The sequence below is a fragment of the Cellulomonas biazotea genome (assembly GCF_004306155.1).
In the GTDB taxonomy this organism is placed as follows: Bacteria; Actinomycetota; Actinomycetes; order Actinomycetales; family Cellulomonadaceae; genus Cellulomonas; species Cellulomonas biazotea.
The window spans coordinates 1-24481 of the sequence record NZ_BIMR01000207.1; the positions used below are offsets into that span (position 1 = coordinate 1).

Annotated in this window: 19 protein-coding genes and 4 tRNA genes; 9 read left to right on the top strand and 14 right to left on the bottom strand. The window is 75.4% G+C overall.

Going from position 1 to position 24481, the window contains the following annotated elements:
• The 7 genes from CBZ_RS13285 to CBZ_RS13315 all read right to left on the bottom strand — a co-directional run.
• Positions 1–648: hypothetical protein (locus CBZ_RS13285; protein ID WP_130782008.1), on the bottom strand; the 648-nt coding region annotated here is incomplete at its 3' end.
• Positions 645–1838 carry a glycosyltransferase family 4 protein gene (locus tag CBZ_RS13290; protein WP_174768675.1) on the bottom strand — a complete coding sequence of 398 codons (1194 nt, stop codon included), beginning with the start codon at positions 1836–1838 and terminating at the stop codon, positions 645–647. The genes CBZ_RS13290 and CBZ_RS13285, both read right to left, overlap by 4 nt.
• A 32-nt stretch (positions 1839–1870) precedes the next feature.
• Positions 1871–2833 (bottom strand): phosphatidylinositol mannoside acyltransferase, encoded by a 963-nt coding sequence (locus CBZ_RS13295; protein ID WP_130782010.1) that lies wholly within the window; start codon positions 2831–2833, stop codon positions 1871–1873.
• Positions 2830–3441 carry a phosphatidylinositol phosphate synthase gene (gene pgsA / locus CBZ_RS13300; protein WP_130782011.1) on the bottom strand — a complete coding sequence of 204 codons (612 nt, stop codon included), beginning with the start codon at positions 3439–3441 and terminating at the stop codon, positions 2830–2832. Before pgsA ends, CBZ_RS13295 begins: the two co-directional genes overlap by 4 nt.
• Before the next feature lie 7 nt (positions 3442–3448).
• Positions 3449–4105, bottom strand: a complete 657-nt coding sequence (locus CBZ_RS13305) for an HIT family protein (RefSeq protein ID WP_246013365.1) — start codon at positions 4103–4105, stop codon at positions 3449–3451.
• Between the two features lie 3 nt (positions 4106–4108).
• Positions 4109–6121, bottom strand: coding sequence for a threonine--tRNA ligase (thrS, locus tag CBZ_RS13310; protein ID WP_165446767.1), 2013 nt, complete (start codon positions 6119–6121; stop codon positions 4109–4111).
• 191 nt (positions 6122–6312) lie between these two features.
• Positions 6313–6384: transfer RNA gene (locus tag CBZ_RS13315), tRNA-Val, on the bottom strand.
• A 225-nt stretch (positions 6385–6609) separates the two neighbouring features.
• Between CBZ_RS13315 and CBZ_RS13320 the strand changes: the two genes are divergently transcribed.
• Positions 6610–7038 (top strand): SsgA family sporulation/cell division regulator, encoded by a 429-nt coding sequence (locus tag CBZ_RS13320; protein ID WP_130782012.1) that lies wholly within the window; start codon positions 6610–6612, stop codon positions 7036–7038.
• A 100-nt stretch (positions 7039–7138) separates the two neighbouring features.
• Here the strand turns inward: CBZ_RS13320 and CBZ_RS13325 are convergent, their stop codons facing one another.
• Positions 7139–8002, bottom strand: a complete 864-nt coding sequence (locus CBZ_RS13325) for an aminotransferase class IV (RefSeq protein WP_130782013.1) — start codon at positions 8000–8002, stop codon at positions 7139–7141.
• A 40-nt stretch (positions 8003–8042) separates the two neighbouring features.
• Positions 8043–9206, bottom strand: a complete 1164-nt coding sequence (locus CBZ_RS13330; protein ID WP_165446768.1) for a chorismate-binding protein — start codon at positions 9204–9206, stop codon at positions 8043–8045.
• Between the two features lie 222 nt (positions 9207–9428).
• Here CBZ_RS13330 and CBZ_RS13335 point away from each other — a divergent pair.
• The 3 genes from CBZ_RS13335 to CBZ_RS13345 all read left to right on the top strand — a co-directional run bounded on the left by CBZ_RS13335 (position 9429) and on the right by CBZ_RS13345 (position 9719).
• Positions 9429–9500: transfer RNA gene (locus CBZ_RS13335), tRNA-Gly, on the top strand.
• Positions 9501–9556: 56 nt separating this feature from the next.
• Positions 9557–9627 (top strand) — tRNA-Cys (locus tag CBZ_RS13340).
• 17 nt (positions 9628–9644) lie between these two features.
• Positions 9645–9719 (top strand) — tRNA-Val (locus CBZ_RS13345).
• A 100-nt stretch (positions 9720–9819) separates the two neighbouring features.
• On the opposite strand, the gene CBZ_RS13350 is transcribed toward CBZ_RS13345, so the two are convergent.
• The 5 genes from CBZ_RS13350 to CBZ_RS13370 are packed head-to-tail and all read right to left on the bottom strand — an operon-like array spanning position 9820 to position 20228.
• Positions 9820–11961, bottom strand: coding sequence for a YehQ C-terminal OB-fold domain-containing protein (locus CBZ_RS13350; RefSeq protein WP_130782015.1), 2142 nt, complete (start codon positions 11959–11961; stop codon positions 9820–9822).
• Positions 11958–13091 carry a VWA domain-containing protein gene (locus tag CBZ_RS13355; protein WP_130782016.1) on the bottom strand — a complete coding sequence of 378 codons (1134 nt, stop codon included), beginning with the start codon at positions 13089–13091 and terminating at the stop codon, positions 11958–11960. Before CBZ_RS13355 ends, CBZ_RS13350 begins: the two co-directional genes overlap by 4 nt.
• A complete protein-coding gene (locus CBZ_RS13360) occupies positions 13088–15529 on the bottom strand; it encodes a DUF5682 family protein (protein ID WP_130782017.1) in 2442 nt (813 codons plus the stop codon). The genes CBZ_RS13355 and CBZ_RS13360 overlap by 4 nt, the downstream gene beginning before the upstream one ends.
• Positions 15526–16626, bottom strand: a complete 1101-nt coding sequence (locus tag CBZ_RS13365; protein WP_130782018.1) for an ATP-binding protein — start codon at positions 16624–16626, stop codon at positions 15526–15528. Before CBZ_RS13365 ends, CBZ_RS13360 begins: the two co-directional genes overlap by 4 nt.
• Before the next feature lie 2 nt (positions 16627–16628).
• Positions 16629–20228 (bottom strand): DUF4132 domain-containing protein, encoded by a 3600-nt coding sequence (locus tag CBZ_RS13370; protein ID WP_130782019.1) that lies wholly within the window; start codon positions 20226–20228, stop codon positions 16629–16631.
• Between the two features lie 145 nt (positions 20229–20373).
• Here CBZ_RS13370 and CBZ_RS13375 point away from each other — a divergent pair, with 145 nt between their 5' ends.
• The 5 genes from CBZ_RS13375 to CBZ_RS13395 all read left to right on the top strand — a co-directional run.
• Positions 20374–20811, top strand: a complete 438-nt coding sequence (locus CBZ_RS13375; RefSeq protein WP_130782020.1) for a GNAT family N-acetyltransferase — start codon at positions 20374–20376, stop codon at positions 20809–20811.
• A 118-nt stretch (positions 20812–20929) separates the two neighbouring features.
• Positions 20930–21124 (top strand): hypothetical protein, encoded by a 195-nt coding sequence (locus tag CBZ_RS13380; RefSeq protein ID WP_130782021.1) that lies wholly within the window; start codon positions 20930–20932, stop codon positions 21122–21124.
• Between the two features lie 162 nt (positions 21125–21286).
• Positions 21287–22198: an ABC transporter ATP-binding protein gene (locus tag CBZ_RS13385; protein WP_130782022.1), complete on the top strand. Its 912-nt coding sequence runs from the start codon at positions 21287–21289 to the stop codon at positions 22196–22198.
• Complete coding sequence (locus CBZ_RS13390; protein ID WP_130782023.1) at positions 22195–22896, top strand: ABC transporter ATP-binding protein; 702 nt, start codon at positions 22195–22197, stop codon at positions 22894–22896. Before CBZ_RS13385 ends, CBZ_RS13390 begins: the two co-directional genes overlap by 4 nt.
• The coding region (locus CBZ_RS13395) for an ABC transporter permease (protein ID WP_218022767.1) at positions 22889–24481 on the top strand (1593 nt) is incomplete at its 3' end. The genes CBZ_RS13390 and CBZ_RS13395, both read left to right, overlap by 8 nt.

A 24481-nucleotide genomic window follows, 5' to 3' on the forward strand; every position in this document is an offset into this window, starting at 1 on the left:
GGGCCGCCCCTCGCCGGCGCGCGCGCCCGGCCGGCCGAGGGCGGCAGGCCACTCGTCGTCCAGCTCGAGCGTGCGCGGCGCCGGTGCGTGGCCCGCGAGGCGCAGCAGCCGCACGACCGGGCCCCGCCGGGCACGCAGCGTCTGCGCGACCGCCTCGTTGTGGAATCGCCTCGCGATCTGCACGCGGTACCAGGCCGAGCCGAGGCTGCCCAGGAGCTCGTCGCCGTCGGGGTCCGCGCGCAGCGCGGCGACGTCGTCGGGGTCGCCCAGCGCCTCGCGCAGCGTCGCCGACAGCTCGCTCTCGACACGGCCACGGTCGTCCGGCCCGGACCCGGCCGTCGGCTCGTCGGTCGCCAGCAGGTCGCGCATGCCGGGCGGCAGGACACCGGCGTCACCGGCCGCCGCCCCCGCCGACAGGGACGCCCACGCCGCCTCGGCGACGAGCACCGAGCTCACCGGGTCGAGCTGCCCGGACGTCGCGAGGCCCGCGGCGACCGTCGCGCGCCGCAGCAGCTGCGCGTCGACGACCGACCGGGACGCCGCGACCTTGCGGTGCAGGCGGTCGAGGCGCGACGCCGCGACCCACACGCACCACAGCCCGAGCGCGACCAGCAGCGCGACGACGAACGCCGTCTCCGACCACCTCATCGTTCGGCCCGCGAACGGCGCAGCTCGAGGAGCCGGGCGCCGCGCACCGAGGACGGGTCCTCGCCGACGGGCGCCTCGTGGCCCGCGACGGCCATCTCGTACACCGCCTGCACCTGGTCGGTGACGACCGACCAGTCGTAGCGACGCACCGACTCGCGCGCGGTCGCGACGACCCGGGCACGCAGGTCCGGGTCGTGCAGCACGCGCACGAGCGTGCGGGCGAGGTCGTCGCTGTCGCCCGTGCGGAACAGGACGCCCGCAGCACCGTCGTCGAGCACCCGCGCGAACGCGCCGAGGTCGCTCGCGACGACCGCGGCGCCCGCGCTCATCGCCTCGACGAGCACGATGCCGAAGCTCTCCCCGCCCGTCTGCGGCGCGCAGTACACGTCGACCGACGCGAGCAGCCGCGCCTTGTCCTCGTCGGAGACGCCCCCGAGGAACTCGACGGCACCCGCCTGGTCGCCCAGGAGCTCACGGGCCTGCTCCGCACCCGTGTCGCCGCGGCCCGCGACGAGGAACCGCGCACCGGGGACGTGGGCGAGGACCTCGCGGACCGCGCCGAGCAGGACCGGCAGGCCCTTGCGCGACTCGTCGAGCCGCCCGAGGAACGCCACGGTCGGCGCGGACGGCGTGCCCGTCCACCGGCTGTCGGGCGTCGCGGCCGCGAACGTGTCCACGTAGACGCCGTTCGGGATGACGACCGCGTCGCCGCCGAGGTGCTCGACGAGCGTGCGGCGCGCGTCCTCCGACACCGCGATCCGTGCGGAGATCTTCTCGAGCGACTGCCGCACCAGCGGGTACGCGACCTGCAGCGACCGCGAGCGCAGCTGCGCGGTGTGGAAGGTCGCGACGACGGGCCCGTCGGCGATCCACAGCGACAGCATGCTGAGGCTGGGCGTGACGGGCTCGTGCAGGTGCAGGACGTCGAACTGGCCCGCGGCGAGCCACTTGCGGACGCGCGCGGCGGTCATGGGCCCGAACGTGAGCCGTGCGACGGACCCGTTGTAGCGGACGGGCACCGCTCGTCCGGCGGCCGTCAAGTAGGGCGGGACGGGGGTGTCGTCGTCGGCGGGGGCGAGGACGGAGACGGTGTGCCCGCGGGCGAGGAGGGCCTCGGCGAGGTCGCGCACGTGGAACTGCACGCCGCCGGGGACGTCGAACGAGTAGGGGCAGACGATGCCGACCCGCAGGGGGCGTCCGTCGGGGCGGACCTGGCCGAGGTTCACGGCGTGGCCGTCCCGGCGGCGACCGTGGCGGCGTACCGCTCCGGGTCGAGGTCGTCGACGAAGACGCGCTGGAGCATGTGCCAGTCCTCGGGGTGGCGGCGGATGCCGTCGGCGAGGTGGTCGACCCACGCCTGGGTGACGACGCGGACCTGCTCGGCGCGGGGCAGCCCGGTCGGGACCTCGACGGCGGGCCCGAAGTCGATGACGACGCCCCAGGGCGAGCGGGCGGCCCGGCGTCGGGCACCGGTGAGCCGCTCGTAGTGCACGATCGTCGGGAACAGGGGTACGCCGGTGGACACGGCGAGCGCGGCGGGACCGGCCGCGACGCGTGCGCGGTGGCCGAAGAAGTCGACCTCGACGCCCTTGGCGGTGAGGTCGCGGTCGGCGAGCAGCGGCACGACGGCGGGGCCGCCGCGGGCGGCGCGCATGAGGTCGCGGAACACGTCGCCGCCGCCGGACAGCGGGATGATCGTCAGGCCGATGCTCTCGCGGAACGCGACGAACTCCTGGAAGAGCTCCTCGGGCTCGAGCCGCTCGGCGACGGTCGTGACGGGGGCGAGGTGGCGGGTCGCCCACGCGCCGGCGAGGTCCCAGTTGCCGACGTGCCCGAGGGCGAGCAGGACGGGCCTGCCCTGGTCGAGGTGGACGCGCAGGCGGTCGTCGTGGGCGCCGCGGACGCGCGTGTCGACCTGGGCCTGCGTCATGGACCCGAGCGCGAACGTCTCGGAGAAGTAGCGCATGTAGGAGCGCATGCCGGCGCGGCTGAGACGACGCAGCCCGCGCCGGTCGAGGTCGGGGCGCACGCGGGACAGGTTCTTCTCGAGCCGTCGTACGCCGTCGCCGCGGCGCAGCCAGGTGACGTCGGCGGCCGCGGCGGCGGCGACGCGCAGCACGGGGCCGGGGATCTTGCCGGCGACGCGCCAGGCGGTCGCGTACGCGCGGGCGACGTCGAGCTTCACTCGGTCACCGCCACGGCCTGACGGTGGACCTTCGCCATGCGCTGGACCACCGTGACGGCGGACGCGAGGGCGAGCAGGCCGAGGACGACGGTGAGGACGACGGTCGGCGCGCCGAGCCCGACGGCGCCGGCCGCGAGGAGCGCGACGAGCAGCCGGTCCGCCCGCTCGGCGATGCCGCCCGACGCGGTCATCCCGAGCCCCTCGGCGCGGGCCCGCGCGTAGGGCACGATCGAGCCGAGCACGAGGCAGGCGAGCGCGAGGACCGCGGTGAGGTGGTCGTCGCCGCCGCCGACGAACCACACGACGAGGCCGGCGAAGATCGCGCCGTCGCCGAACCGGTCGAGCGTCGAGTCGAGGAACGCGCCCCACGGGCCGGAGCGGCCGGACTGGCGGGCCATGACGCCGTCGAGGGAGTCGGTGAGCGCGAAGAGCCCGATGACGAGCGCGCCCGCGAAGAGGTGTCCGGTCGGGAACGCCCACAGGGCGGTGACGACGACCGCGAGCGTCCCGGTGATCGTCACGGCGTCGGGCGACACCCCGGCGCGCAGCAGCGCGGTGGCGAGCGGGGTGAGCACGCGTTGCATCGCTCCCCGCAGTCGGTTCAGCACGTCGCGGTCATCCCTTCGTCCGCTCGTCGGCGGTCCTCTTCGGCGCTGTGGGCGCTGTCGGTGCTGCCTGCGCTGCCTGCGCTGCCGGCCAGGCCGCGGCGAGCCGCGCTCGGGTCTCGCCGAGCAGCTCGGGCAGGGCCCGGCTGCGGCCGACGATCGGCAGGAAGTTGGAGTCGCCGCCCCACCGGGGGACGACGTGCTGGTGCAGGTGCGCGGCGATGCCGGCGCCCGCGACGTCGCCCTGGTTCATGCCGAGGTTGAAGCCGGCCGGCCCGGAGACCGCGCGCAGTACCCGCATGGCGGTGCGCGTGAGCTCCGCGACCTCCGCGACCTCGTCGTCCGTGAGGTCGGTGTAGTCGGCGACGTGCCGGTACGGGCAGACCAGCAGGTGCCCCGAGTTGTAGGGGTACAGGTTCATCACGACGTAGGCGACGCGCCCGCGCCCGACCACGAGCCCCTCGTCGTCGGGGAGCGTCGGGATGCGGCAGAACGGGCAGCCGGGCCCGGCGTGCGCGTCGGACGGCTTGTCCTGCCCGCCGAGGTACGCCATGCGGTGCGGCGTCCAGAGACGCTCGAAGCCGTCGGCAGTGCCGGCGAACGCCGCGGGCGCCTCGGTGACGGGGCGGTCGTGCGCCGCCCCGTCACCGGAGTCGGGTGCTGTCACGGGTCAGACCTGCGTGCGCTCACGGACGGCGGTGACGATCCGCTCGACGGCCTCGGCCACCGGCACGCCGTTGTCCTGACGCCCGTCGCGGTACCGGAACGACACCGCGCCGGCCTCGGCGTCCTCCCCGCCCGCGATGAGCACGAACGGGATCTTCTGCGTGGACGCGTTGCGGATCTTCTTGCCGAACCGGTCGTCCGAGCGGTCGAGCTCGGCGCGGATCCCCTGCGCCCGCAGCTGCGCGACGACGTCGTCGAGGTACCCCTCGAACGGCTCGGCGACGGGCACCGCGAGGACCTGCACGGGCGCGAGCCACGCGGGGAACGCACCGGCGTAGTGCTCGGTGAGGACCGCGAAGAACCGCTCGATCGACCCGAACAGCGCGCGGTGGATCATCACGGGCCGCTGGCGGGACCCGTCGGGCGCGGTGTACTCGAGCTCGAACAGCTCGGGCAGGTTGAAGTCGAGCTGGATCGTCGACATCTGCCAGGTACGCCCGATGGCGTCCTTGGCCTGCACGGAGATCTTCGGCCCGTAGAACGCGGCGCCGCCCGGGTCGGGCACGAGGTCCAGGCCCGACGCCTCCGCGACCTGCCGCAGCGTCTCGGTGGCCTCCTCCCAGACGTCGTCCGACCCGACGAACTTGTCGGGGTTCTTGGTCGACAGCTCCAGGTAGAAGTCGTCGAGGCCGTAGTCCTTGAGCAGGTCGAGGACGAAGGTGAGCAGGCTCGTCAGCTCGTCCTTCATCTGGTCCTTGGTGCAGTAGATGTGGGCGTCGTCCTGCGTGAACCCGCGCGCACGGGTCATGCCGTGGATCACGCCCGACTTCTCGTACCGGTAGACCGTGCCGAACTCGAACAGCCGCAGCGGCAGCTCGCGGTACGAGCGCCCGCGCGAGCGGTAGATCAGGTTGTGCATCGGGCAGTTCATCGGCTTGAGGTAGTAGTTCTGCCCCTGCCGCTTGACGTTGCCCTCGTCGTCGAGCTCCTCGTCGAGGTGCATCGGGGGGTACATGCCGTCCGAGTACCAGTCGAGGTGCCCCGAGAGCTGGAACAGCCGCTCCTTGGTGATGTGCGGGGTGTTGACGAACGAGTACCCCGACTCGACGTGCCGCTTGCGCGAGTACGCCTCCATCTCCATGCGGATGAGCCCGCCCTTGGGGTGGAACACCGCGAGGCCCGAGCCGATCTCGTCCGGGAAGGAGAACAGGTCGAGCTCGTTGCCGAGGCGGCGGTGGTCGCGACGCTCGGCCTCGGCGACGCGCTCGAGGTACGCCTTGAGCTCGTCCTTGGTCGGCCACGCCGTGCCGTACACACGCTGCAGCTGCGGGTTCTTCTCGCTGCCGCGCCAGTACGCGGCGGCCGAACGCGTCAGCTGGAAGCCGTTGCCCAGGACGCGGGTCGTCGGGACGTGCGGGCCGCGACACAGGTCCTGCCAGACGACCTGCTCGCTCTCCCGGCCGGCGCCGCGCACGTTCTGGTAGATGCTCAGACCGCCCAGGCCGACCTCGACCGACGCGCCGTCGGCCGCGCCCGGGTCGCCCTTGAGGCCGATGAGCTCGAGCTTGTACGGCTCGTCCTTCAGCTCCTCGCGGGCCTGCGCCTCGGTGACGTCCCAGCGCCGGAAGGTCTGCCCCTCCTTGACGATGCGCCCCATGACCTTCTCGATGGCGCGCAGGTCCTCGGGGGTGAACGGGGTGTCGACGTCGAAGTCGTAGTAGAAGCCGTCGGTGACCGGCGGGCCGATGCCGAGCTTCGCCTTCGGGTTGATCTCCTGCACCGCCTGCGCGAGCACGTGCGCGGCCGAGTGCCGCAGCACGGCCAGCCCTTCGGGGTCCGCGACGGTGACGCCCTCGACCACCGCGCCGTCGGGCAGCGGCAGGTGCAGGTCGCGGAGCTCGCCGTCCACCCGCGCCACGATCACGTCGCGGCGGTCGGCGTACAGCTGCGTGCCCGTCGTCCCCTGCTCGGCGGTCGTGGTGGTGCCGTCGACGGTGAGGGTGATGAGCTCGGGCACGGGTGCTGCCTCCTTGGGTGGGTGCCGGCCGGGCGGCGGGCCCCTCGATGCTACCGGCGCACCTGCGTCGCCGGTCGCGGCCTTTGCGGGGCCCCGCAGGCCGTGGGACCGCCGGAGCGCTGCTCCGAACGGGTGACACGAAGGACGACGAAGGCCCCGACCGGGACGAAACCGGTCGGGGCCTTCACGTGTGGGCGATACTGGGTTCGAACCAGTGACCTCCTCGGTGTGAACGAGGCGCTCTACCACTGAGCCAATCGCCCGTCGACGGTCACCCGTGGGCGACGTCGAGGAGGATGCTACCCAACCCGGGGCCAGATTCCGAACCGGCCACCGGCGTCAGGGTGTCGGCACCGCCTCGCACCGCGAGGTGTCGCCGAGGGTGACACCACAGGTCCCTCCGGGTGAACTCGCCGGGCGGACCGGTCCAATCGGGCGCCTGTCCTGCCATGATGGGACCTCCAGCCCTTGTGAGACAGGAGGACCCGATGACGCAGTCGTCGTACGACGTCGTCGAGGTCGTCGCCATGCAGCTGATCGGCTCGGACGCCAGTGTGATCCCGGTCAGCACCGAACTGTCCTTCCGGACGTCCGACCCGTACACGGTGCGCGCAGTCTTCACGGGCCCGCACACCATGTCGACGTGGCTCCTCGGCCGCGAGCTGCTGTCCCTCGGGATGCTCGCCTCCGCCGACGCGCCCGCCGGGACCGGCGACGTGCAGGTGTGGCGCGACGAAGACCCCGACTACACGCTCGTCTCGCTCAACGGCGTCGAGGGCAGCGCCCTCCTGGCCGCCCCGACCGAGCCCATCACGCGCTTCCTCGCCGCGACCGAGGCCCTCGTCCCGCTGGGGGCCGAGAGCGCCCGCATGGAGAGCGAGATCACGGCCCTCATCGCCGCCCTGCTCACGGCCTGATCGCAGCACCGCCGACCGGTTCCGCCCCTGGGGGCGGGGCCGGTCGTCCTGTGCCCGGACATGCCCGGACAGGCCCGGCAGTGCCCGACGGTGCCCGGGCTCACGGGTCGAGGTCGCGCCCCACGTGCTCCTGGAACACCCGCTGCGCCTGCAGGCACAGCGGACCCGCGACGACGTCGACGTCGTCGACACGGACCGTGGGCGCGACGTTGCGGATCGAGCCGCTCAGCAGCAGGTGGGCCGTGCCCGCCGTCACCTCGTCGAGCACCGCGTACGGCAGCTCACCGGGCTCGGCCTCGCGCACCGGCAGCCCGTCCTGCGCACCCCACTCCAGGAGCAGCTCGCGCGTGATGCCCGCGAGGCACCCGCTCGACAGCGGCGGCGTCAGGAGCTCTCCCCCGCGCTCGACGAACACGTTCGACCCCGTGCCCTCGCACAGGTCGCCGACGGTGTTCGCGAGGACCGCCTCGTCCGCGCCCTGCCGGTACGCCGCCGCGAGGGCGACCACGTTCTCCGCGTAGGACGTCGTCTTGAGCCCTGCGACCGCGGACCGCTCGTTGCGCACCCACGGCACCCGCACGACGCGTGACACCTCGGCTCGCGTCGCCGGACCCGCGAGGACGACCAGGGTCAGCCGCTGCTCCTCGGGGGCGAACCGGTGCGAGCCGAGCGGGCCCGGACCGCCCGTGAGCGTGATGCGCAGCCGCCCGACGTCCGGACCTGCCGCGTCGAGGACGGCCTTGACCGCCGTGCGCACCTCGGCGTCGTCCGGCTCCCCGAGCCCGAGGCCGGCCGCTGAGCGGCGCAGGCGGCGCAGGTGGCGGGTCAGCGCGAACGCCTGGCCCTCGTACACGGCGCACGTCTCGAAGACGCCGTCGCCCACGGTCAGGCCGTGGTCGATGCCGGTGACGAGCAGGTCGGTGGGCTCGCGCAGCGCACCGTCGGACCAGATCACGACGCTCATCGGGTCAGTCTCGCACCGGCGGGCGGCCCGCGCGGGCAGCTCAGGCCGGGTCGGTCGGCGGCGTCGTGCGCGCGGTGCCGGGTTCGCCCGTCGCGCTGGTCACACCGGGCGCGCCCATCGCTCCGGTCGCGGGGTGCTCGGAGGCCAGGGCGACGAGCCGTGCAGCCTTGAGCTCGGTCTCCGCCCACTCCGCCGCGGCGTCGCTCCCCCACGTGATGCCCGCGCCCGTGCCGAACCGCAGCACGCCGTCGCGCCACCAGAACGTCCGGATGCCCACCGCGAGCTCGGCCCGCAGCGTGCCGTCGGCGCCGACCTCGACCCAGCCGACCGCACCGCAGTAGGGCCCACGAGGCGTCGGCTCGAGCCGGTCGATGAGGTCGAGCGCGGACAGCTTGGGGGCCCCCGACACCGAGCCCGGCGGGTAGGTCGCGTCGAGCAGGCGGCCCCACAGGTCGGCCGCACCCGCGACGTCCGGGGCGAGGGTGCCCTGCACCGTCGAGACCAGGTGCACGAGGCCGGGGTGGACCTCCTCGCCGAGCAGCGTCGTCACCTCGACCGTCCCCGGCACGCACACCCGCTGCAGGTCGTTGCGCACGAGGTCGGTGATCATGACGTTCTCCGCCCGGTCCTTCGCCGTCAGGCCGTCGGACGTCGCCGCGGTGCCCTTGATGGGCGCCGACGTCACGACGTCGCCGTCGACCCGCAGGAACAGCTCGGGCGACGCGCTGACGACCCACACGCCGTCGTCCGCTCCCCCGGGCACGTGCACGCCGCCCGCGTAGGGCGCCGGGTTGCCCGCCTCGAGCACCTGCGCGAGCGCCCGGGCGTCCGGCTCGCCACCGTCGGCGTCGGGCGGCAGGGGCGCCGCCAGGACCCGGCAGAGGTTCGCCTGGTAGACGTCACCCTCGGCGACTGCCGCGCGCACGTCCTCGACTGCCGTCACGTACGCGGCCTCGTCCAGGGACGACGCCCACGCCTCGCTCGACGGCCCCGTCCAGGGGTGCTGGTGCCTCGGAGAGCGTCGGTCGACGTCGGCGAACCGCCAGGCCCGCACCGTGCCTTCGAAGTCCCCCACGACGGCCCACCAGCCCGGCTCCCGCAGACGCTCCGGCTGACGACGGACGTCGACGACCTCGACGACACCGGTCGCCTCGACCTCGCCGAACCAGGCGACGCCGGGGCTCGGAGGACGGGTGGCGGGCACGTGCACACGGTAGCGACGGCGCAGCCCAGGCCCACCACCGGGCCACCGGCGGGCCATCTTCTGGTCACCAGCCGGCCACCAGCCGACCAGCAGCCGAGCAGCATCGAGACGCAGATCCGCGTGATCACGGGCCACGCGGAGCCAGTTGGACTCTTGCCGGATGACTCGGTTAGAGTCTGGGACGCACACGGAACGCCGGTGAGAGCCGGGGGGAAGTGCAGTGCGGACGTGGCTCAGTGGTAGAGCATCACCTTGCCAAGGTGAGGGTCGCGGGTTCGAATCCCGTCGTCCGCTCGGAGGCAGACACTCCTGATCGACTGTTCCTCAGTCGCTGAGGACTGCGGTCTCAGGGTGGAGTGGCCGAGAGGCGAGGCAGCGGCCTGCAAAGCCGTATACGTGGGTTCGAATCCCATCTCCACCTCGCAGCAACTCCCCCATGGGCGATTGGCGCAGCGGTAGCGCGCTTCCCTGACACGGAAGAGGTCACTGGTTCGATCCCAGTATCGCCCACCAGCATCACCGCACGTCAGAGGGCCGTCACCGGGCAACCGGGGCGGCCCTCAGTCGTGCGTGCGCCAACCTCGTTCACGCCGTCGAGTCTCGACGGCCCGCGTCATCCGCCGATCGAGGGCTCTGCGCCGAGCAGGTGCTCCACCTGCTGGGTCAGGTAGAGCGAACGCAGCACGAGGCCGGCGACGTCCCCGTGCGGGTCGGGCTCGACGAAGACGGTCAGGCCGACCGCCCGCAACGCGGTGTGCGCCGCGCCGAGCGCTCGGCGCACGTCGTCGGAGGGCACACCGGAGCAGCCGCGCTGCGCCTGCCGCTCGACGAGCGAGCGCAGGGCGACGAGCGGGGCCGGCAGAGCCCCGCGACGGTGTCGGTCGGGGACGGGGTCGGTCGTGTCGTCGACTCCGGCGGCGAGCAGCGACCGCACCAGGGCGGACGGTCGAGGTGTGCCGTCGGGCTCGTCGAAGTGCAGGCAGTCGACGGACGGCCGGTCCGCGTCCGGCGGGACGAGGCTGACGGGCTCGCCCACGAGCTCGCCGTGCCGTCGGCGGACGCGTGCCACCACGAGGGTCCCCGGCACGAGCGGCTGGGCCAGGCCCTCGAGCCGGCCGATCGCGTGCGCGTGCAGCCGCGACCACGGCACCTCGAGCACCACGGCGTCGCCGGCCGCGTCGAGCAGCGGCCAGTGCAGCGTCTGCGCGGTGGCGTCCCACGACACCGGCGCCGCACCGGTCGGGGCGAGGACCACCCACGTCGCCGGTTCGGCAGGGTGGGTCAGCGACAGCGGGCGCACCGGGGCGACGTCCTGCCAGGACGTGGCCACGGGCAGCAGGGCGCGCAGCGAGGCGGCGTCGAGCGGTGCGACGGCCGCCGTGCACGACTCGACGCCGGAGAGCCGGCCGTCGGCGCTGAGCTGGGGGTGCGTGAGGGTGAGCCGGGCACCGGCCGCGGCGGCGGGCGTCGGCAGGCCGGGCCACGGCGACGGCTGGCGCCAGCGTGCCCGCGGGTCGAACCCGCCGAGCGTGTCGGGACGCGCGTCGGTCCAGGTCAGCATGCGTGCGCGCGACGGGCTCCAGAACACCGACGTGAGGCCGTGGTAGCCGGAGCCGGTGCGCCACGGCACGCCGCCCAGCCCGACGAGGTCGAGCGTGCGCGTCACGTCGTACGTCGAGCGGGCGCGCCCGACCAGGCCGACGGGCTCGCTCCCGGCGGCCGCGGCGGCGTCGAGCGCGCCCACCAGGGCGTGCGCCCGCGCGAGGTCGTCGAGCAGCGCGACGTCGTCAGCGTGCGCCGACCGGACGAGGAGCAGGTCCACGTGGTCGGCCAGGCGGCGCAGCACGCGGGCGAGCCGGTGGTACTCGACGCCCTGCGCCCACACCCCGGCCGTCACGAGCCGGTCGTGCAGCGCCGGAGAGAGGTGGGACACGCCGACCGCGACCGCGTCCCGCAGCAGGGTCGTCGTGGCGGCGCGCAGGCGTGCCCGCGACTCCTGCTGGGACACCGCCGCCTCGGTCGGGAGACGGTCCGCCGTTCGAGGCGCGGGCGGCGGCGGCAGCACGAGGCCGTGCGCGCGCTGCCAGGCGAGCACCGCGGCGACCTGGTACCGCTCGACGGCCGGCACGCGCTGGTCGACGACCAGGCCCCCGGGACCGCCTCCGAGGTAGCGCACGGTGACGCCCTGCGGGAACGTCATCGCGAGGTACGGGCCGCGGGTCAGCACCGGGGGCGCCTCGGCGTCGTCGAGGTGGTGGTGCGCCCAGCGGTAGCCGGCGAGCCCGGCGTGCGCGGTGAGCGTCGCGGTGTCCCACGCCATGAGCTCGTCGTGCAGCAGGTCGGCAGGCTCGGCGGGCCCTACGGGGTCAGCGCGCCCGGCTGGGTCACCCGGGTCGTCGGGCGCGGGCGACGAGGGCTCGACCGACGAGCGGGCTGCCGCCGGTGCGGCCTCGTCGAGGGCGCCTCCCCCCGCGAGCCAGATCCCCGCGGCGACGACGTGCTGGCACGTCACCGGGCTCGGGCACGTGCACGCCGCGTCGGCGGGCCCCGTCGCGCCGAAGCGCACGACGCGGTCCCCCACGGCGACCTCGACCGCGTCGACGTCCTCCCCGGCGGCGGCAGGGCCGACGACCACCGGGTGCAGCGTCTCGAGGTCCTTGCGTGCCCGGCGCAGCAGCCCGCGGTTGGCGATCGCGACCCACGCGTCGTCGTCGTACCGCGCGAGCAGCGCGACGAGGTCGGCGAGCGTCGTCACCGGGCCGTCACCTCGGCGAGCCACTCCGCGAGCCGCGCGGGCGTCAGGGCGGCGACAGGCATGCCGACGTCCGCGAGCTGCTCGGCCATGCGCCGGTCGTAGAACGGGTGCGCCTCGCCGTCGAGCGACGCGAGCCCGATCGTCGTGACGCGGGCCTCCACCAGGCGCCGGACGGCGGCGACGAGCGCGGACGGCGACCCGCCCTCGCAGAAGTCGCTGACCAGGACGACGACGGAGCGCGACGGGTTCTCCACGAGCTGCCCCGCGTACGTGACGGCCTGGGCGATGTCGGTACCGCCGCCCAGCTGGACGGACATGAGCAGCTCGACGGGGTCGCCCGCGACGTCGGTGAGGTCGACGACGCTCGTGTCGAACACGACGAGCCGCAGCCGGTACGCGGGCAGGCCCGCGAGGATCCCGGCCATCACCGCGCTGTGGATCACCGACCCGACCATCGACCCGCTCTGGTCGACGAGCAGCACCACCTCCCACGGGAGGCGGCGGGTGTTGCGCTCGAAGAACAGCGGCCTCTCGACGACGAGCCGCTGACCGTCCGCGTCCCAGTGCCGCAGGTTCGCGCGGACCGTGCCGCGCGCGTCGAAGCTCGTCCCGCGCGCGAGCGGGCTGTGCCGGTGCCGGTTGGTGCGGCCGGTGAACGCGGCGCGGACCTCGCTCTCCAGCCGGCGGCGCAGCTCGTCGACGACGGCGCGCACGATGCGCCGCACCTCGGCCATGACGCGCGGGTCGAGATGGCCCTTGAGCAGCAGCAGCGTGCGCAGCAGGTGCTCGTCGGGCTCGATCCGGGCGAGCGCCTCGGGGTCGCTGACGAGCTCGGTCAGCCCGTACCGCTCGAGCGCGTGCCGCTGGACCACCTCGACGGTCTCGCGCGGGAAGAGCTCGCGGACCTCGCCGAGCCAGTCCACGACGGACGGCGCGGACGGGTCGAGGGTCCCCGGTCCGGTGCCGCCGGACCCGTCGCCGTCCGGCCGACCGCCGCGACCCGCGTACTCGCGCCCGTAGAGGTAGTCGAGCGCGGCCTCCGCACGCAGCGCCGCCGCGTCGGTCGGGGCGGGCAGGTGCCGGTCGGCGTACCGACCCAGCACGAGCCGCCAGCGGTCGGACGTCGTCACGCGACACCTCCCGCGTCCACCCAGGCACCGAGGCCGTCGTCCGCGAGCGCGGCCGCCAGCGCCGCGGACACCTCGGCGTGGCGCTGCACGGTCGCGGCGTCGACGTCGCGCCGCACGGTCAGGTCGGGGCCGGCGCCACCGTGCATGCCCGCGACGATCCCGGCGACGCGGTCGGTCTCGCGCGGGGTGAGGTCGGTGAACGCGAGCCTCAGGTCGGGCAGCGCGGCGAGGAAGGTCGCGTCGTCCCACGCGGCGAGGCGCGCGTCCAGCCCGGCGACGAGCCCGGACTCCTGCCACGTCGTCTCGCGGGCGGTCGCGAGCAGCCCGCGGACGAACGCGACCGACTCGGCGACCGGGACGGAGGCGTCGAGGTGCCCGACGACGTCCCGTGCGAGGTCGTCGGCGTCGAGCCGGCCGGCGGTCGCGGCGATCCCGGCGCTCGCACCGCGCACCAGCGCGTGCTCGTGCTGACGCCGCAGGCTGTCGACGAGCGCCCAGAACGGTGCGGCGTCGAGCGCTGCGCCCGCCGGGGACGCGACCAGCTCGCGCAGGCGGGTCAGCGCGGTCGCGACGGCTTCCTCCGGCTCCTCGGCCCCCCGCAGCCCGGCACCGAGGTACAGGGCCCGCGCGTACGCGGTCGCGACGAGGGCGGGCAGGGCGGTCAGGCGCGCCGCCTCCAGCGGCTCCCGCCCGCCCTCCAGGAGTGCGAGGGCACCGGCTGCCTCGACGGCCGCGGCGAACGACGTCTCCGCGGCGAGCGCGGCCTGCACGACGGCGGACACGTGCACCGCGCGGTCGTGCAGACCGACGACGGCCGCCTGCGCGAGCAGCGCCGCCGCCTCGACGCTCGTCGGGGCGCGACCGTCGGCGGTCGCCGTGTCGAGGAGCAGGCCGAACCGCACGTCGACGGCCTCGGGCAGGGTCGACCCGAGCATCGACTGCTCCGCGAGGAGCCCCTCGGTCGCGGGCGTCCAGAGCGTCGTCCACCGTTCCTGCAGGCGCGCGAGCCCGGTGCCCCGGACGAAGTCCGGCCCGGCGACGTGCTCCGCGAACGGGACGGCGAGCAGGCGCAGGCCGTGCAGCGCGCGGCTCGTGCGCCGGTGCGCGGGGTTGCGGTACAGGTCGAGCGCGACGGTGCGGGGCTCGACGCCGTCGACGTCGAGGCGCAGCGCGCGGAGCCGTTCGAGCGTGTCGCGCACGAGCGGCGGGGTGCCCGCGCCGGGAGGGACGCGGCCGACGGTGTGCCCGGTGAGGACGCCGCGCGTCACCCGGCGCACGAGCCGGCCGTCGGTGTCCGCGTCGCCCTGCACGAGGCAGCTCGTCACGGCGTCGAGCAGGTCGCTGCGCAGCGGCGCGGGACGCTCGCGCAGGTCGGCGAGCAGCAGTGCCTGCCGGTGCGCCGCGGCGAGCGACGGGGTCGCGACGGGGGTGTCGTGGCGGGTCCGCAGCTCGTCGGCGACGTCGAGGAGCACGGTGAGGACGGCGGACGTGCGGGCCTCGACCGCCGTCTCGCCCCGACGGCGGGCGTCCCAGACACGCTGGTGCCAGGCGGGCGACGTCATGCCGCTCGCGTACCCCGAGAGCCGGTCGAGCCGGTCGAACCCGTACCGCACGAGCGCGGAGCCCTGCTCGACGTGCCGCGTGTCGACCTGCGGCCGCGGCGGAGGCGCGTCGAGCAGGTCGGGCACGGCGACCGCGTGGAACCCGCCGACGACCAGCAGCACGGGCCCGTCGCCCGGGGCCCGGGCGACGAGCGCCTCGCGCACGTGCCAGACCATCTCGGCCTCGCGCGCCCGGGTCGCGTCGGCGTCGAGGTCGGCGTCGGTGTGGTCCGCGCGGGCGAGGAGGCAGTACGCGGTGAGCCGTGCGAGGTGCTCGTCGGGTCCGCCGGCGTCGGGGTCCGCCTCGACGAGGAGCTCCCACAGGTCCTCCTCGTCGCGGCAGCCGAGCCGCTCGACGAGCGCGGCGAGCGCGCGGCTGTGCCGGTACGCGTCCTCGCGCAGCAGCGAGCCGTCGCCCGGCAGGACGGTCCCCGCCGCGGCGGCGGCCTGCTCCGCGACCTCCAGGTCGCAGAACGCGACGGGGACGCCCGCGGCCCGGCCCAGGCGTGCCGCGACGAGCTCGGGCGAGTAGTCGCAGAACGGGTAGTAGCCGCCGTGCCGCCCGTCGGTGCCCGCGCCGCGCCCCGTGGGCCGGGACCACGCGTACACCGCGATCGGCATCTCCGCCTCGGGGTGGCACAGCAGGTCCACGACGTCGGTCAGGCTGCGTGGCCCCTCGATGAGGACGCGCGACGGGCGGTGCCGGGCGAACGCGTCCGCGACGGCCCGCGCGCACGCCGGGCTGTGGTGCCGCACCGGCACGACCACGAGCTCGTCCGACACCAGCCGGGCCGCGAGGTCCCGGACGTCGCCGGTCGTCGGGAGCGCTGCCCTCACCGGTCCAGCTCGGCGCGCGTCTCCAGCACCGCCTTCCACCGGCGGTCGCGCCGCGCGCGGGGGGCGACGACGACGTCGTAGTAGTGCCGCAGCTTCGTGCCGTCCTCGGGGTTGTCCTTCAGCACGGTCCCGATGAGCTGCCGCGCGACGTGCTCGCCGCCGACGCGTCCGTCGCCGAAGTAGTGCGCGTCGAGGGCCGCCGCGTACCCCACGGCCACCGCCTCCGCGGAGCTCATCACGGCCGACGGGCGCTCGACGACGACACCGTCCTGCGTCACACCGTCGCGCAGGTCGTGGAACGCGGTGACCAGCAGGTCCACGACGTCCGCGTCGAGGCGCGTGCTCACGTCGGCCCGCTCCAGCAGGCCGGTCGTCTGCTCGACGATGAGGCGCCGCTCGAGGTCGCGGTCACGGATCGGGCGGACCGTCTCGAAGTTGAAGCGGCGCTTGAGCGCGCTGGACATCTCGTGCACGCCGCGGTCGCGCAGGTTCGCGGTCGCGACGACGTTGAACCCGCGCGCCGCGAACACCACGCCGTCCGGCCCGTCGAGCTCGGGGACGTGCAGCACCTTGTCGGACATGATCCCGATGAGCACGTCCTGGATCTCCGGCTGGACGCGCGTCACCTCCTCGAAGCGGCACACCGTGCCGTGCGCGAGCGCCCGGTGCAGCGGCCCGCGGACCAGCGCGCGCGGCGTCGGTCCCTCCGCGAGGAGCAGCGCGTAGTTCCACGAGTAGGTGATCTGGTCGTCGGTCGTGCCGGAGCTGCCCTGGACGGTGCACGTCGAGTCGCCCGACACCGCGGCGGCCAGCAGCTCCGAGAGCATCGACTTCGCCGTCCCGGGCTCGCCCACGAGCAGCAGCCCGCGGTTGCTCATGAGCGTCACGACGCACCGGTCGACGAGCGCGTCGTCGCCGTAGAACTTGCGCGTGACGCCCAGCGCGGGGTCGCCGACGACGAACGCCCGCACCGCGCGCGGCGTGAGCCGCCACCCCGTGGGCCTGTCGCCGCCGTCGGCCGCCGCGAGGGCGGCGAGCTCGTCCGCGTACCCCACCTCCGCCGGTGCGCGCAGGATCTCGCCGGTCACGTCCGTCATGGTCAGTACCCTGCCGTCTTCTTCTCCCAGTCGGGGTCGAACCCCGTGCCCTCCGCCGCGATCACCCTCAGGTCGTGCCAGCACTCGGAGACGAGCACCGCGGGGACCTCACCGAGGGTCAGCCCCACCTCACCCTGCCCGTCGGGACCCGTCCGGTGGAAGGACAGGGTCTGCAGCGCGACCGTCCGGTTCTCCTCCGGCAGCGAGTTCCCGGTGAACTCGATGCGCGCGACGACGCCGAGCGTCGGGAACCGCTTGTCGTAGGTGAGGAACCAGCCGCCGTCGACGGTCCCCCCGCGCGTCCACCCGAGCCGCAGGGCACGGCCGCGTAGCGCGAAGGCCTCCAGCACGTGCCCGGTGAAGTCGTCGAGCTCCCGCCGCCCGGCGGCGTCCGCCGGCAGCGCGTGCACGCCGCGGCCGAGCTGCGGGAACAGGGGCGTCACCTCGTAGTCCGCGAGGTGCTCCACCCAGCGGGCGACCGTGCCGGGGTCGAGCACGCTGTCGTGCGCGAGGCGGACGCGCGCACCCTCCGGCAGCTCGACGGGCTCGTCGTCGACGTCGGTCAAGCTGCCGTCGTCCAGCGGACGGAACACCAGCGGGGCATGGTCCTCACGGTCGTCGACCGTCGCCACCCACACGAGCCGCCGCACCGCGAGCCCGAGGACCGGGTGCCGCAGCAGGTAGCGGTCCCAGTCCTGCACGGACCACGACCGCTCGGTGCACAGCGCCTCGTACAGCCGCCGCTGCTGGAGCGACGCGATCGCCTTGACGTCCTTGCGTGCCGCCGCGAACGCCTTCTTCGCGTCCGCGGCGAGGTCGGCGTCGTCCGTGCGGCGCGGCGCCGGCAGCGCCTTGACCACCGTGCCGTCCGGGTCGCGCAGCTCGACGGTGAGGTCCGGCAGGAGCCGCGCGGTGAAGGTGCGCGGTCCGTACGACAGCTCGAGGACGCCGTCGTCGTCGAAGCCCGCGGTCGGCACGGTCCGGTCGGCGAGCTCGTCGACCGTCCACCCCTTGCGGTCCGCGAGCGCCTGCGCCTGCCGGACGGCCTCCTCCTGGAAGCTCTTCGTCCGGAAGCGCGACCCGACCGACAGCACGAGCTGGACCGCCGCCGGGTCGTCCACCCACGCGAGCATCGCGATGAGCGCCTTGCCCTGGGCCGCCCGCTGCCCGAACCACTCGCGCAGGAACCGCTCCGTGGGGGCGACGACGTCCCGGCCGCCGCACGCGGCGACCACCGCGAGCAGCCCCTTGCTCGCGATCGCCGACCCTGCGGGGGTGCGCAGGGCGGCCGGCAGGAGCCGTGCGAAGAGCTCGTCGACCGACAGGCCCTCGTACTGGCTGCCGGGTGCGGTCAGCCACCGGTGGCTCCCCGCGGCGGTCTGCCGGGCCGACCGCTCCGCCTCGTCCGCCGGGATGGGCCGGACGTCCTCGTTGAGCCACGTCTGCAGCAGGTGGTGCGCGAGCCGTCGCCGGCTCTCGGGCTCGAACGCGGCGGCGTAGTGCCGCAGGATCGCGTTCGGCTCGGGCGACCGCGCCTTCACCGCCGTCCCGCACAGCCACTGCACGACCGCCCGCGGGACGGACTCCCCCGACGACGCCCACCGCACGTCGGGCACCGCGTCCCACGCCACCCAGGCGAGCGGTGCGGGCAGGCCCTTCGCGACGTAGGCCTCCGCGGTCGCCGTCGTGGCGGCGGGGTCGAGGTAGGTCTCCGCGTCCTCCCCGGCGGCGACGAGCGCGTCGAGCAGCGCGCCGCGCACGACGTCCTGCTTCTCCTTGCCCCACGCCGTCCGCAGCGCGGGCACGGCGGCCGGGTCGCCGATCTCGGCGAGCCACTGCGCGGCGACCAGGCGCGTCTCCGACCGCCCGTCGAGGAGCGCCGCCGACGCCCGCTGCGCACGCTGCGGGTCCCCGTCGAGGGCGCGCTGCGCGGGCTCGCGGTCGGTCTTGCGGCCCCGCAGCGCCAGGTCGTAGAGGTGGTCGACGAGGCGCGCCGGGGGTGTCGGCAGCGTCGCGAGCATCCGGAAGTACGTCGCGGTCTGCACAGACGAGCCGTCCGTGCGGCCCTGCTCGAGGATCCAGCCGAGGTTGCGTGCGACGAAGGGCCACACCTGCTCGTCCGGCCAGCCGCGCGCGAGACCGCTGGTCCAGCCGGTGACGCATGCGGTCCACACCGTCTCCCGGCCGTCGAGACCCGCCTCGTCGAGCATCTGCTGCAACGCGAGCAGGTCCGGCTCGCCCGTCCGCGCGTGCACGGTCTGCAGGACCGTGACGAGGGTCGACCGCTGGTCCGCCAGCCCGGCGGCGACGAGCAGGGCGACGGCGCTCGTCGCGTCGACGCCGCCACGCGACGCGGTCGTCGCGAGCGCCTGGCCGATCGACCACGGGTTGTGCGGGCGCAGCCGTGCGCTGCTCGGGACCGGGGGGCGGGTGGACGTCAGGAGCTTCGCGAGCACCGCGACCTCCGCCTCCCCCGGGACCGGCGCCTGGTGCGGCTTGCCGCCCTGCCCGCGCGCGTACGCCACCGAGCGCCGGTTCGCCTCCTTCACGTCGGCGGCCAGCGCCTCGACGACCGCCCGCGCCGTCGCCTCGGCGTTCGCGCGGGGCAGGCCCCACCGGGTCGGTGGTGGCGCGTCGGGCAGCACGTCGGGGACGCCGGCCGCCGCCGCGGCGCGGTCCGCCTCCCACCGTGCGGGCATCGACCGGACGCTCTCGGCGCGGTCGGCCTCGGCCGTCGCGACCGCCCAGTCGTACTCGTCGGGGAGCTCGGCGAGCAGGTCCAGGGCGCGTGCCCGCGCGTCGGGCCGGCCGCTGCGGGCGATCGCACGCAGCGGCGGCACGGCCGCGGTCCCGGTCCGGTCGAGCACCGCCTGCGCGGCGCCGCGCACCTGCGCGCTCGAGGCCGTCGCCCCCACCGCGAGCGGCTCGACGAGGTCGACCAGCGCCTCGTCCGTGAGCGTCAGGCCGACGAGGTCCAGTGCGGCGAGCCTGCCGTCGACGTCGCGCACGGTGAGCGCCGCCGACACGAGCTCGCGGTGCGCCGTCAGGGCATCGCCGAAGCCCGGCATCCGGACGAGCGCCGCACGGGACCGGCCGTGCACGTGCCCCTGGGGGACCTGGACCGTGAGCACGGCGGTCAGCAGGTCGGCGGGCGTCGCGCCGTCCACGGCCGCGATGCGCACGAGGTCGTCGAACGTGAGCGGCAGCGGCGAGCTCGCGCGCGTCGACGCGTCCGCCTGCACGAGCATGAGCTCGTGCCACCGGCACCCGGCGACCGGGCCCAGCACGAGCCCCCACTGGGCGGCGCCGTGCACCCGGTCGAGGACCTGCCCCCACCGGCGCAGCACCGCCGCGTCGACGTCGCGCGCACCGGCGTAGAGCGTGCGCAGCGCCGCGGCCTGCGGATGGCTCTCGCGCGAGCCCATGCTGTACCAGCTCTGCACGGGGACCCGCCGCAGCGCCGCCGGGTCCTGCCCGGTCAGCACGTAGTCGACGACGGCCTCGTCACCGTCGAGGTGCGCGACGACCTTCCGCAACGCGCCGACCCACTCCCGGCGCGGCCCACCGTCCTGCTCCCGCCGCACCCACCCGAACAGGGCCACCCCGCACGCTCCTCACCGTCGACGACGCGGCGAGACTAGCCGCCGACGCCGACACCGGGACCGACCGCGCGGGCCCGTCCCCCGTTCGCGAGGAACGGCCGTCGCGGTCGCCCCGGTGGCGACGCGCGGGCGCGATGATGGGGGCGTGAATCAGGTGGACCTCAGGAGCGCGCGTGCGGACGACGCCGAGCCCCTCGCGCGGTTCTGGTCGGTCGCCGCGGAGAACGACGCGAGACCGCCGGACCGCCCGGAGCTGATCCTGCGGCTCGTCCGGCACGACCCGGACGCGATCATCGTCGCCGAGGTCGAGGGTCGCATCGTCGGGACGATCGTCGCGGGGTGGGACGGCTGGCGCGCGAGCCTCTACCGCCTCGCCGTGCACCCCGACCACCGCCGGCAGGGCCTCGGTCGCCTGCTCCTGACGGCAGCGGAGGACCGACTGCGCGCGCTGGGAGCCGAGCGCTTCCACGCGATGGTCCTCGACGGCAACGACCAAGGACGGGCGGTCTGGCAGCGAGCCGGCTACGTCGCGCAGGACGAGTGGTCCCGGTGGGTCAGGTCCGCGGACCTCGCGCGCGACTGAGGCGACCCGCCGCGTCCGCCGCGTGCGAGATCCGCAGCCCGCGCCGATCCGGACGACGGGCCGCGCTCGCGCCGCTGTCGTCCCCCTGCACGCGCACGAGAGATCCGGGGAGGTACCCGTGACACACGACGAGGTCGAGCCCGGTGCGCCTGGGCCGGAACCGGTAGGCCCGCCCCGCGAGGGCGAGTCGGCCGACGAGTACGAGCGTCGCATCGAGCTGGCCGTCGCCGCGCTCGAGGACCACGCGTGGCGGCAGCTGCTGCGCTCGGCAGCCGAGGAGCCCGGGCCGAGCGACCCGGCAGTCGAGCCGTAGCGCTCCGGACGGACGCTCGCTCGAACCCGCGCTCGCCTGGATGGGTCCCGGCGGCCGCGCCGTCCGGGACTTCCCACCCGGACGGCGGTGCGTCTTCGACCGTGTGTGAGCGTGAACACGCCTAGTCTGCGGTGGACGTCCGCGCGACGGAAGGAGCCGCCTGTGTCCGAGAGCACGCTCGCGGCGCTCGGCGGGAACGCCGCACGCCCCGCGCAGTACGGGCACGACGCGCTCGTCGTGTGCGACAACCTCGTGCGGATCTACCAGTCCGGCAGCGTCGAGGTGCAGGCGCTGCAAGGGCTCGACCTGCTCGTCGACGAGGGGGAGATGGTCGCGGTCGTCGGGGCGAGCGGCTCGGGCAAGTCGACGCTCCTCGGGGTGCTGTCGGGGATGGACGCGCCGACCGCGGGCCGCGTGCGCGTCGGGCGCTGGGACCTCATGGCGATGCCCGCGCGCGAGCGGGTCGCGTACCGGCGGCAGACGGTCGGGTTCGTGTGGCAGCAGACGTCGCGCAACCTGCTCCCCTACCTGACCGCGCGGCAGAACGTCGCGCTGCCGATCACGTCGGTCCCCCGCCGGCAGCGGCGACGGCGGGCCGACGAGCTGCTCGACCTCGTCGGCGTCGGGCACGTCGCCGACCGGCGGCCGCAGGAGATGTCGGGCGGTGAGCAGCAGCGGGTCGCGATCGCGACGGCGCTCGCCAACGCGCCGCAGCTGCTCCTCGCGGACGAGCCGACGGGCGAGCTCGACACCACCACGACGCACGAGGTGTTCGAGACGCTGCGCACCGTGAACCGGGAGGCCGGCACGACCGTCGTCGTCGTGACGCACGACCCCGCGGTCAGCTCCCTCGTCGAGCGGACCGTCGCGATCCGGGACGGACGCACCAGCAGCGAGGTGCTGCGCCGCGAGTCCGACGGCGACGTCGTCCACGAGGAGTACGCCGTGATGGACCGGGCGGGACGGCTGCAGGTGCCGCGCGAGTACCGGGACGCGCTCGCGCTGACCAGCCGGGTGCGCCTGGTGCTGGAGGCCGACCACCTCGCGGTCTGGCGCGACGGCGGTCCCCGGTGAGCCCCGAGCCCGGGGCGGCGGTGCAGGTCCGCGGCGTGCACCGCACGTTCGGGTCCGGCCGGTCCGCCGTGCGCGCCCTGCGGGGCGTCGACCTCGACGTCGAGCCCGGGGAGCTCGTCGCGCTCGTCGGGCGCTCCGGCTCGGGCAAGACGACCCTGCTCAACCTCGTCGGCGGGCTCGACCGCCCCGACGAGGGCAGCGTGCACGTCGACGGCGTCGACGTCGCGGCCCTCGACGACGACGGCCAGGCGACCCTGCGCCGCGACCGCGTCGCGTTCGTCTTCCAGACGTTCGGCCTGATGCCCGCGCTCACGGCCGCCGAGAACGTCGGCGTGCCCCTGAGGCTGCACGAGGCACCCGTCGACGTGCGGGAGCGTCGTGTCGAGATGCTCCTCGAGCTCGTGGGCCTCACCGCGCACGCGCAGCAGCGACCCGACGAGCTGTCCGGCGGCCAGCAGCAGCGGGTCGCGATCGCCCGCGCGCTCGCGTCCTCACCGCGGCTCCTGGTCGCCGACGAGCCGACCGGTCAGCTCGACAGCGAGACCGGGCTGGCCGTGATGGCGCTCCTGCGCGGGGTCGTCGAGGCCGAGGGCATGACCGCGATCGTCTCGACGCACGACCCCGTGATGATCGCGCTCGCGGACCGCGCGCTGCACCTCGTCGACGGCCGGGTGGTCGAGGCAGCTGCGCGTGGGTGAGCACGTCTGGCGGCGCAGCCGTGCGCAGGTCGGCGTGCTGGCCGCGGTCCTGGCGGTCATGGTCGCGGGCTCCGCGCTGGTCGGCGTGTGCGTGCTCCTCACGACGGCCGCGCCGCAGCGCGCGCTGCAGCTCGCGATGGCCGGGGAGCCCGCTGCCGACGTGCAGGTCGGGGTCGCGCTCGGGTTCCCCGAGGACCCGGACGACGCCGACGTCGACCCTCTCGTCGCCGCGACCGCGCGGGACGCGTCGCAGGCCGTCGCCACCGCGTCGGCGCTGCTCACCGAGCCGTTCGGCGACCTCCCGACGACGCTGACCGCGTGGACGTCGAGCGTCATGCGGTACCTGCCGGGTGGCGGCGGCCCGGTGCGGCTCGGCTACCTCGCGGAGCTGGACGACCCCGACGCGCGCGCGACGCTGGTTGCGGGCCGGTGGCCCACCACGGCGGGTGAGGTCGCGGTGCCGGTGTCGGCCGCGGGTGCGCTGGGGCTCGACGTCGGCGGCACGACCTCGCTCTCCGCGGACGCGGGTGGCACGGGTGCGGGCCTCACCGTCGTGGGGACGTTCGCACCGCGGCCCGGGGCCGCGTGGCAGGAGGACCCGCTGCGCGGGACGGGCATCGGCCCGGACTACCGCGGCCACCTCGCGGCCTACGGCCCGTTCGTCGTGCCGCCCGGCGGCGTCGCCTCCAGCGCGATCCCGTTGCGCCGCGTCACGCTGGTCGTGCAGCCGTCCCTGACGGGGGCGGACGCGGCCGACCTGACCGCGGCGGGCGCTCGTGTCGACGCACTGCCCGGCGCGCTCGACGGCGCCCTGCACGACCGCACCCAGAACGTCGTCGTGGACCGGCCGTTCGCGCGCACCCTCGAGGCCGCGCGGGAGCAGAGCCGCGTCACCGCGTCGGGCGTGCTCGCGGTGGCGCTGCTCGGCGGGGCGCTCGCCGCGACGACCGTGACGCTGGCCGCACGGCTGGTCGCGGGTCGCCGCGCTCCCGAGGCGGCGCTGCTGGCCGCCCGCGGGATGGGCCGCGGTCGCCTCGTCGCGCAGGCCGCCGCCGAGGCGACGGTGCTCGGCCTGCTGGCCGTCGTCCCTGCGACGGTCCTCGCCCTCGTCCTGTACCGCGCGCTCGCGGACGCGGTCGGCCTGGGTCCGGCCGCCGTCCCGGAGGGCGGGCTCCTCCCGCTCGCCGCGAGCGTCACCGCCGTCACGCTGGTGCTCGGCACCCTGCTCGTGCTGCCGTGGCTGCGCACCGCGTCGCCACGCGCCGGGCGCGAGGACCGCGTCGGCGTCGTGGCCCGCTCGGGTGCCGACCTGCTGCTCGTGGCGCTCGCCGTCCTCGCCTACCTGCAGCTGCGCGCGCACCGCGTCGCCACCGGCTCCCTGGTCGACCCCGTCCTCGTCGCGGCGCCCGTGGTGTGCCTGCTGGCCGGGGCGGCCCTCGCGCTGCGCCCGCTCGCGCTCGTCGCGCGCCGGGTCGACGCACGCGCCGGGTCCAGCCGCAGGCTGACGCTGCCGCTCGCAGCCTGGGGCGTCGCGCGGCGCCGTCAGGGTGCCGCCGCGGCGTTCCTGCTGGTGCTCGCGACGGCG

Excerpts from the sequence above, each read along its gene's own strand:
- CBZ_RS13325 (WP_130782013.1), bottom strand. The coding sequence starts at position 8,002 with ATGAGCGTCGTGATCTGGTCCGACGGTGCGCTGCGCGAGCCCACCGAC.
- CBZ_RS13365 (WP_130782018.1), bottom strand. The coding sequence starts at position 16,626 with ATGACGGACGTGACCGGCGAGATCCTGCGCGCACCGGCGGAGGTGGGG.
- CBZ_RS13320 (WP_130782012.1), top strand. The coding sequence starts at position 6,610 with ATGACGCAGTCGTCGTACGACGTCGTCGAGGTCGTCGCCATGCAGCTG.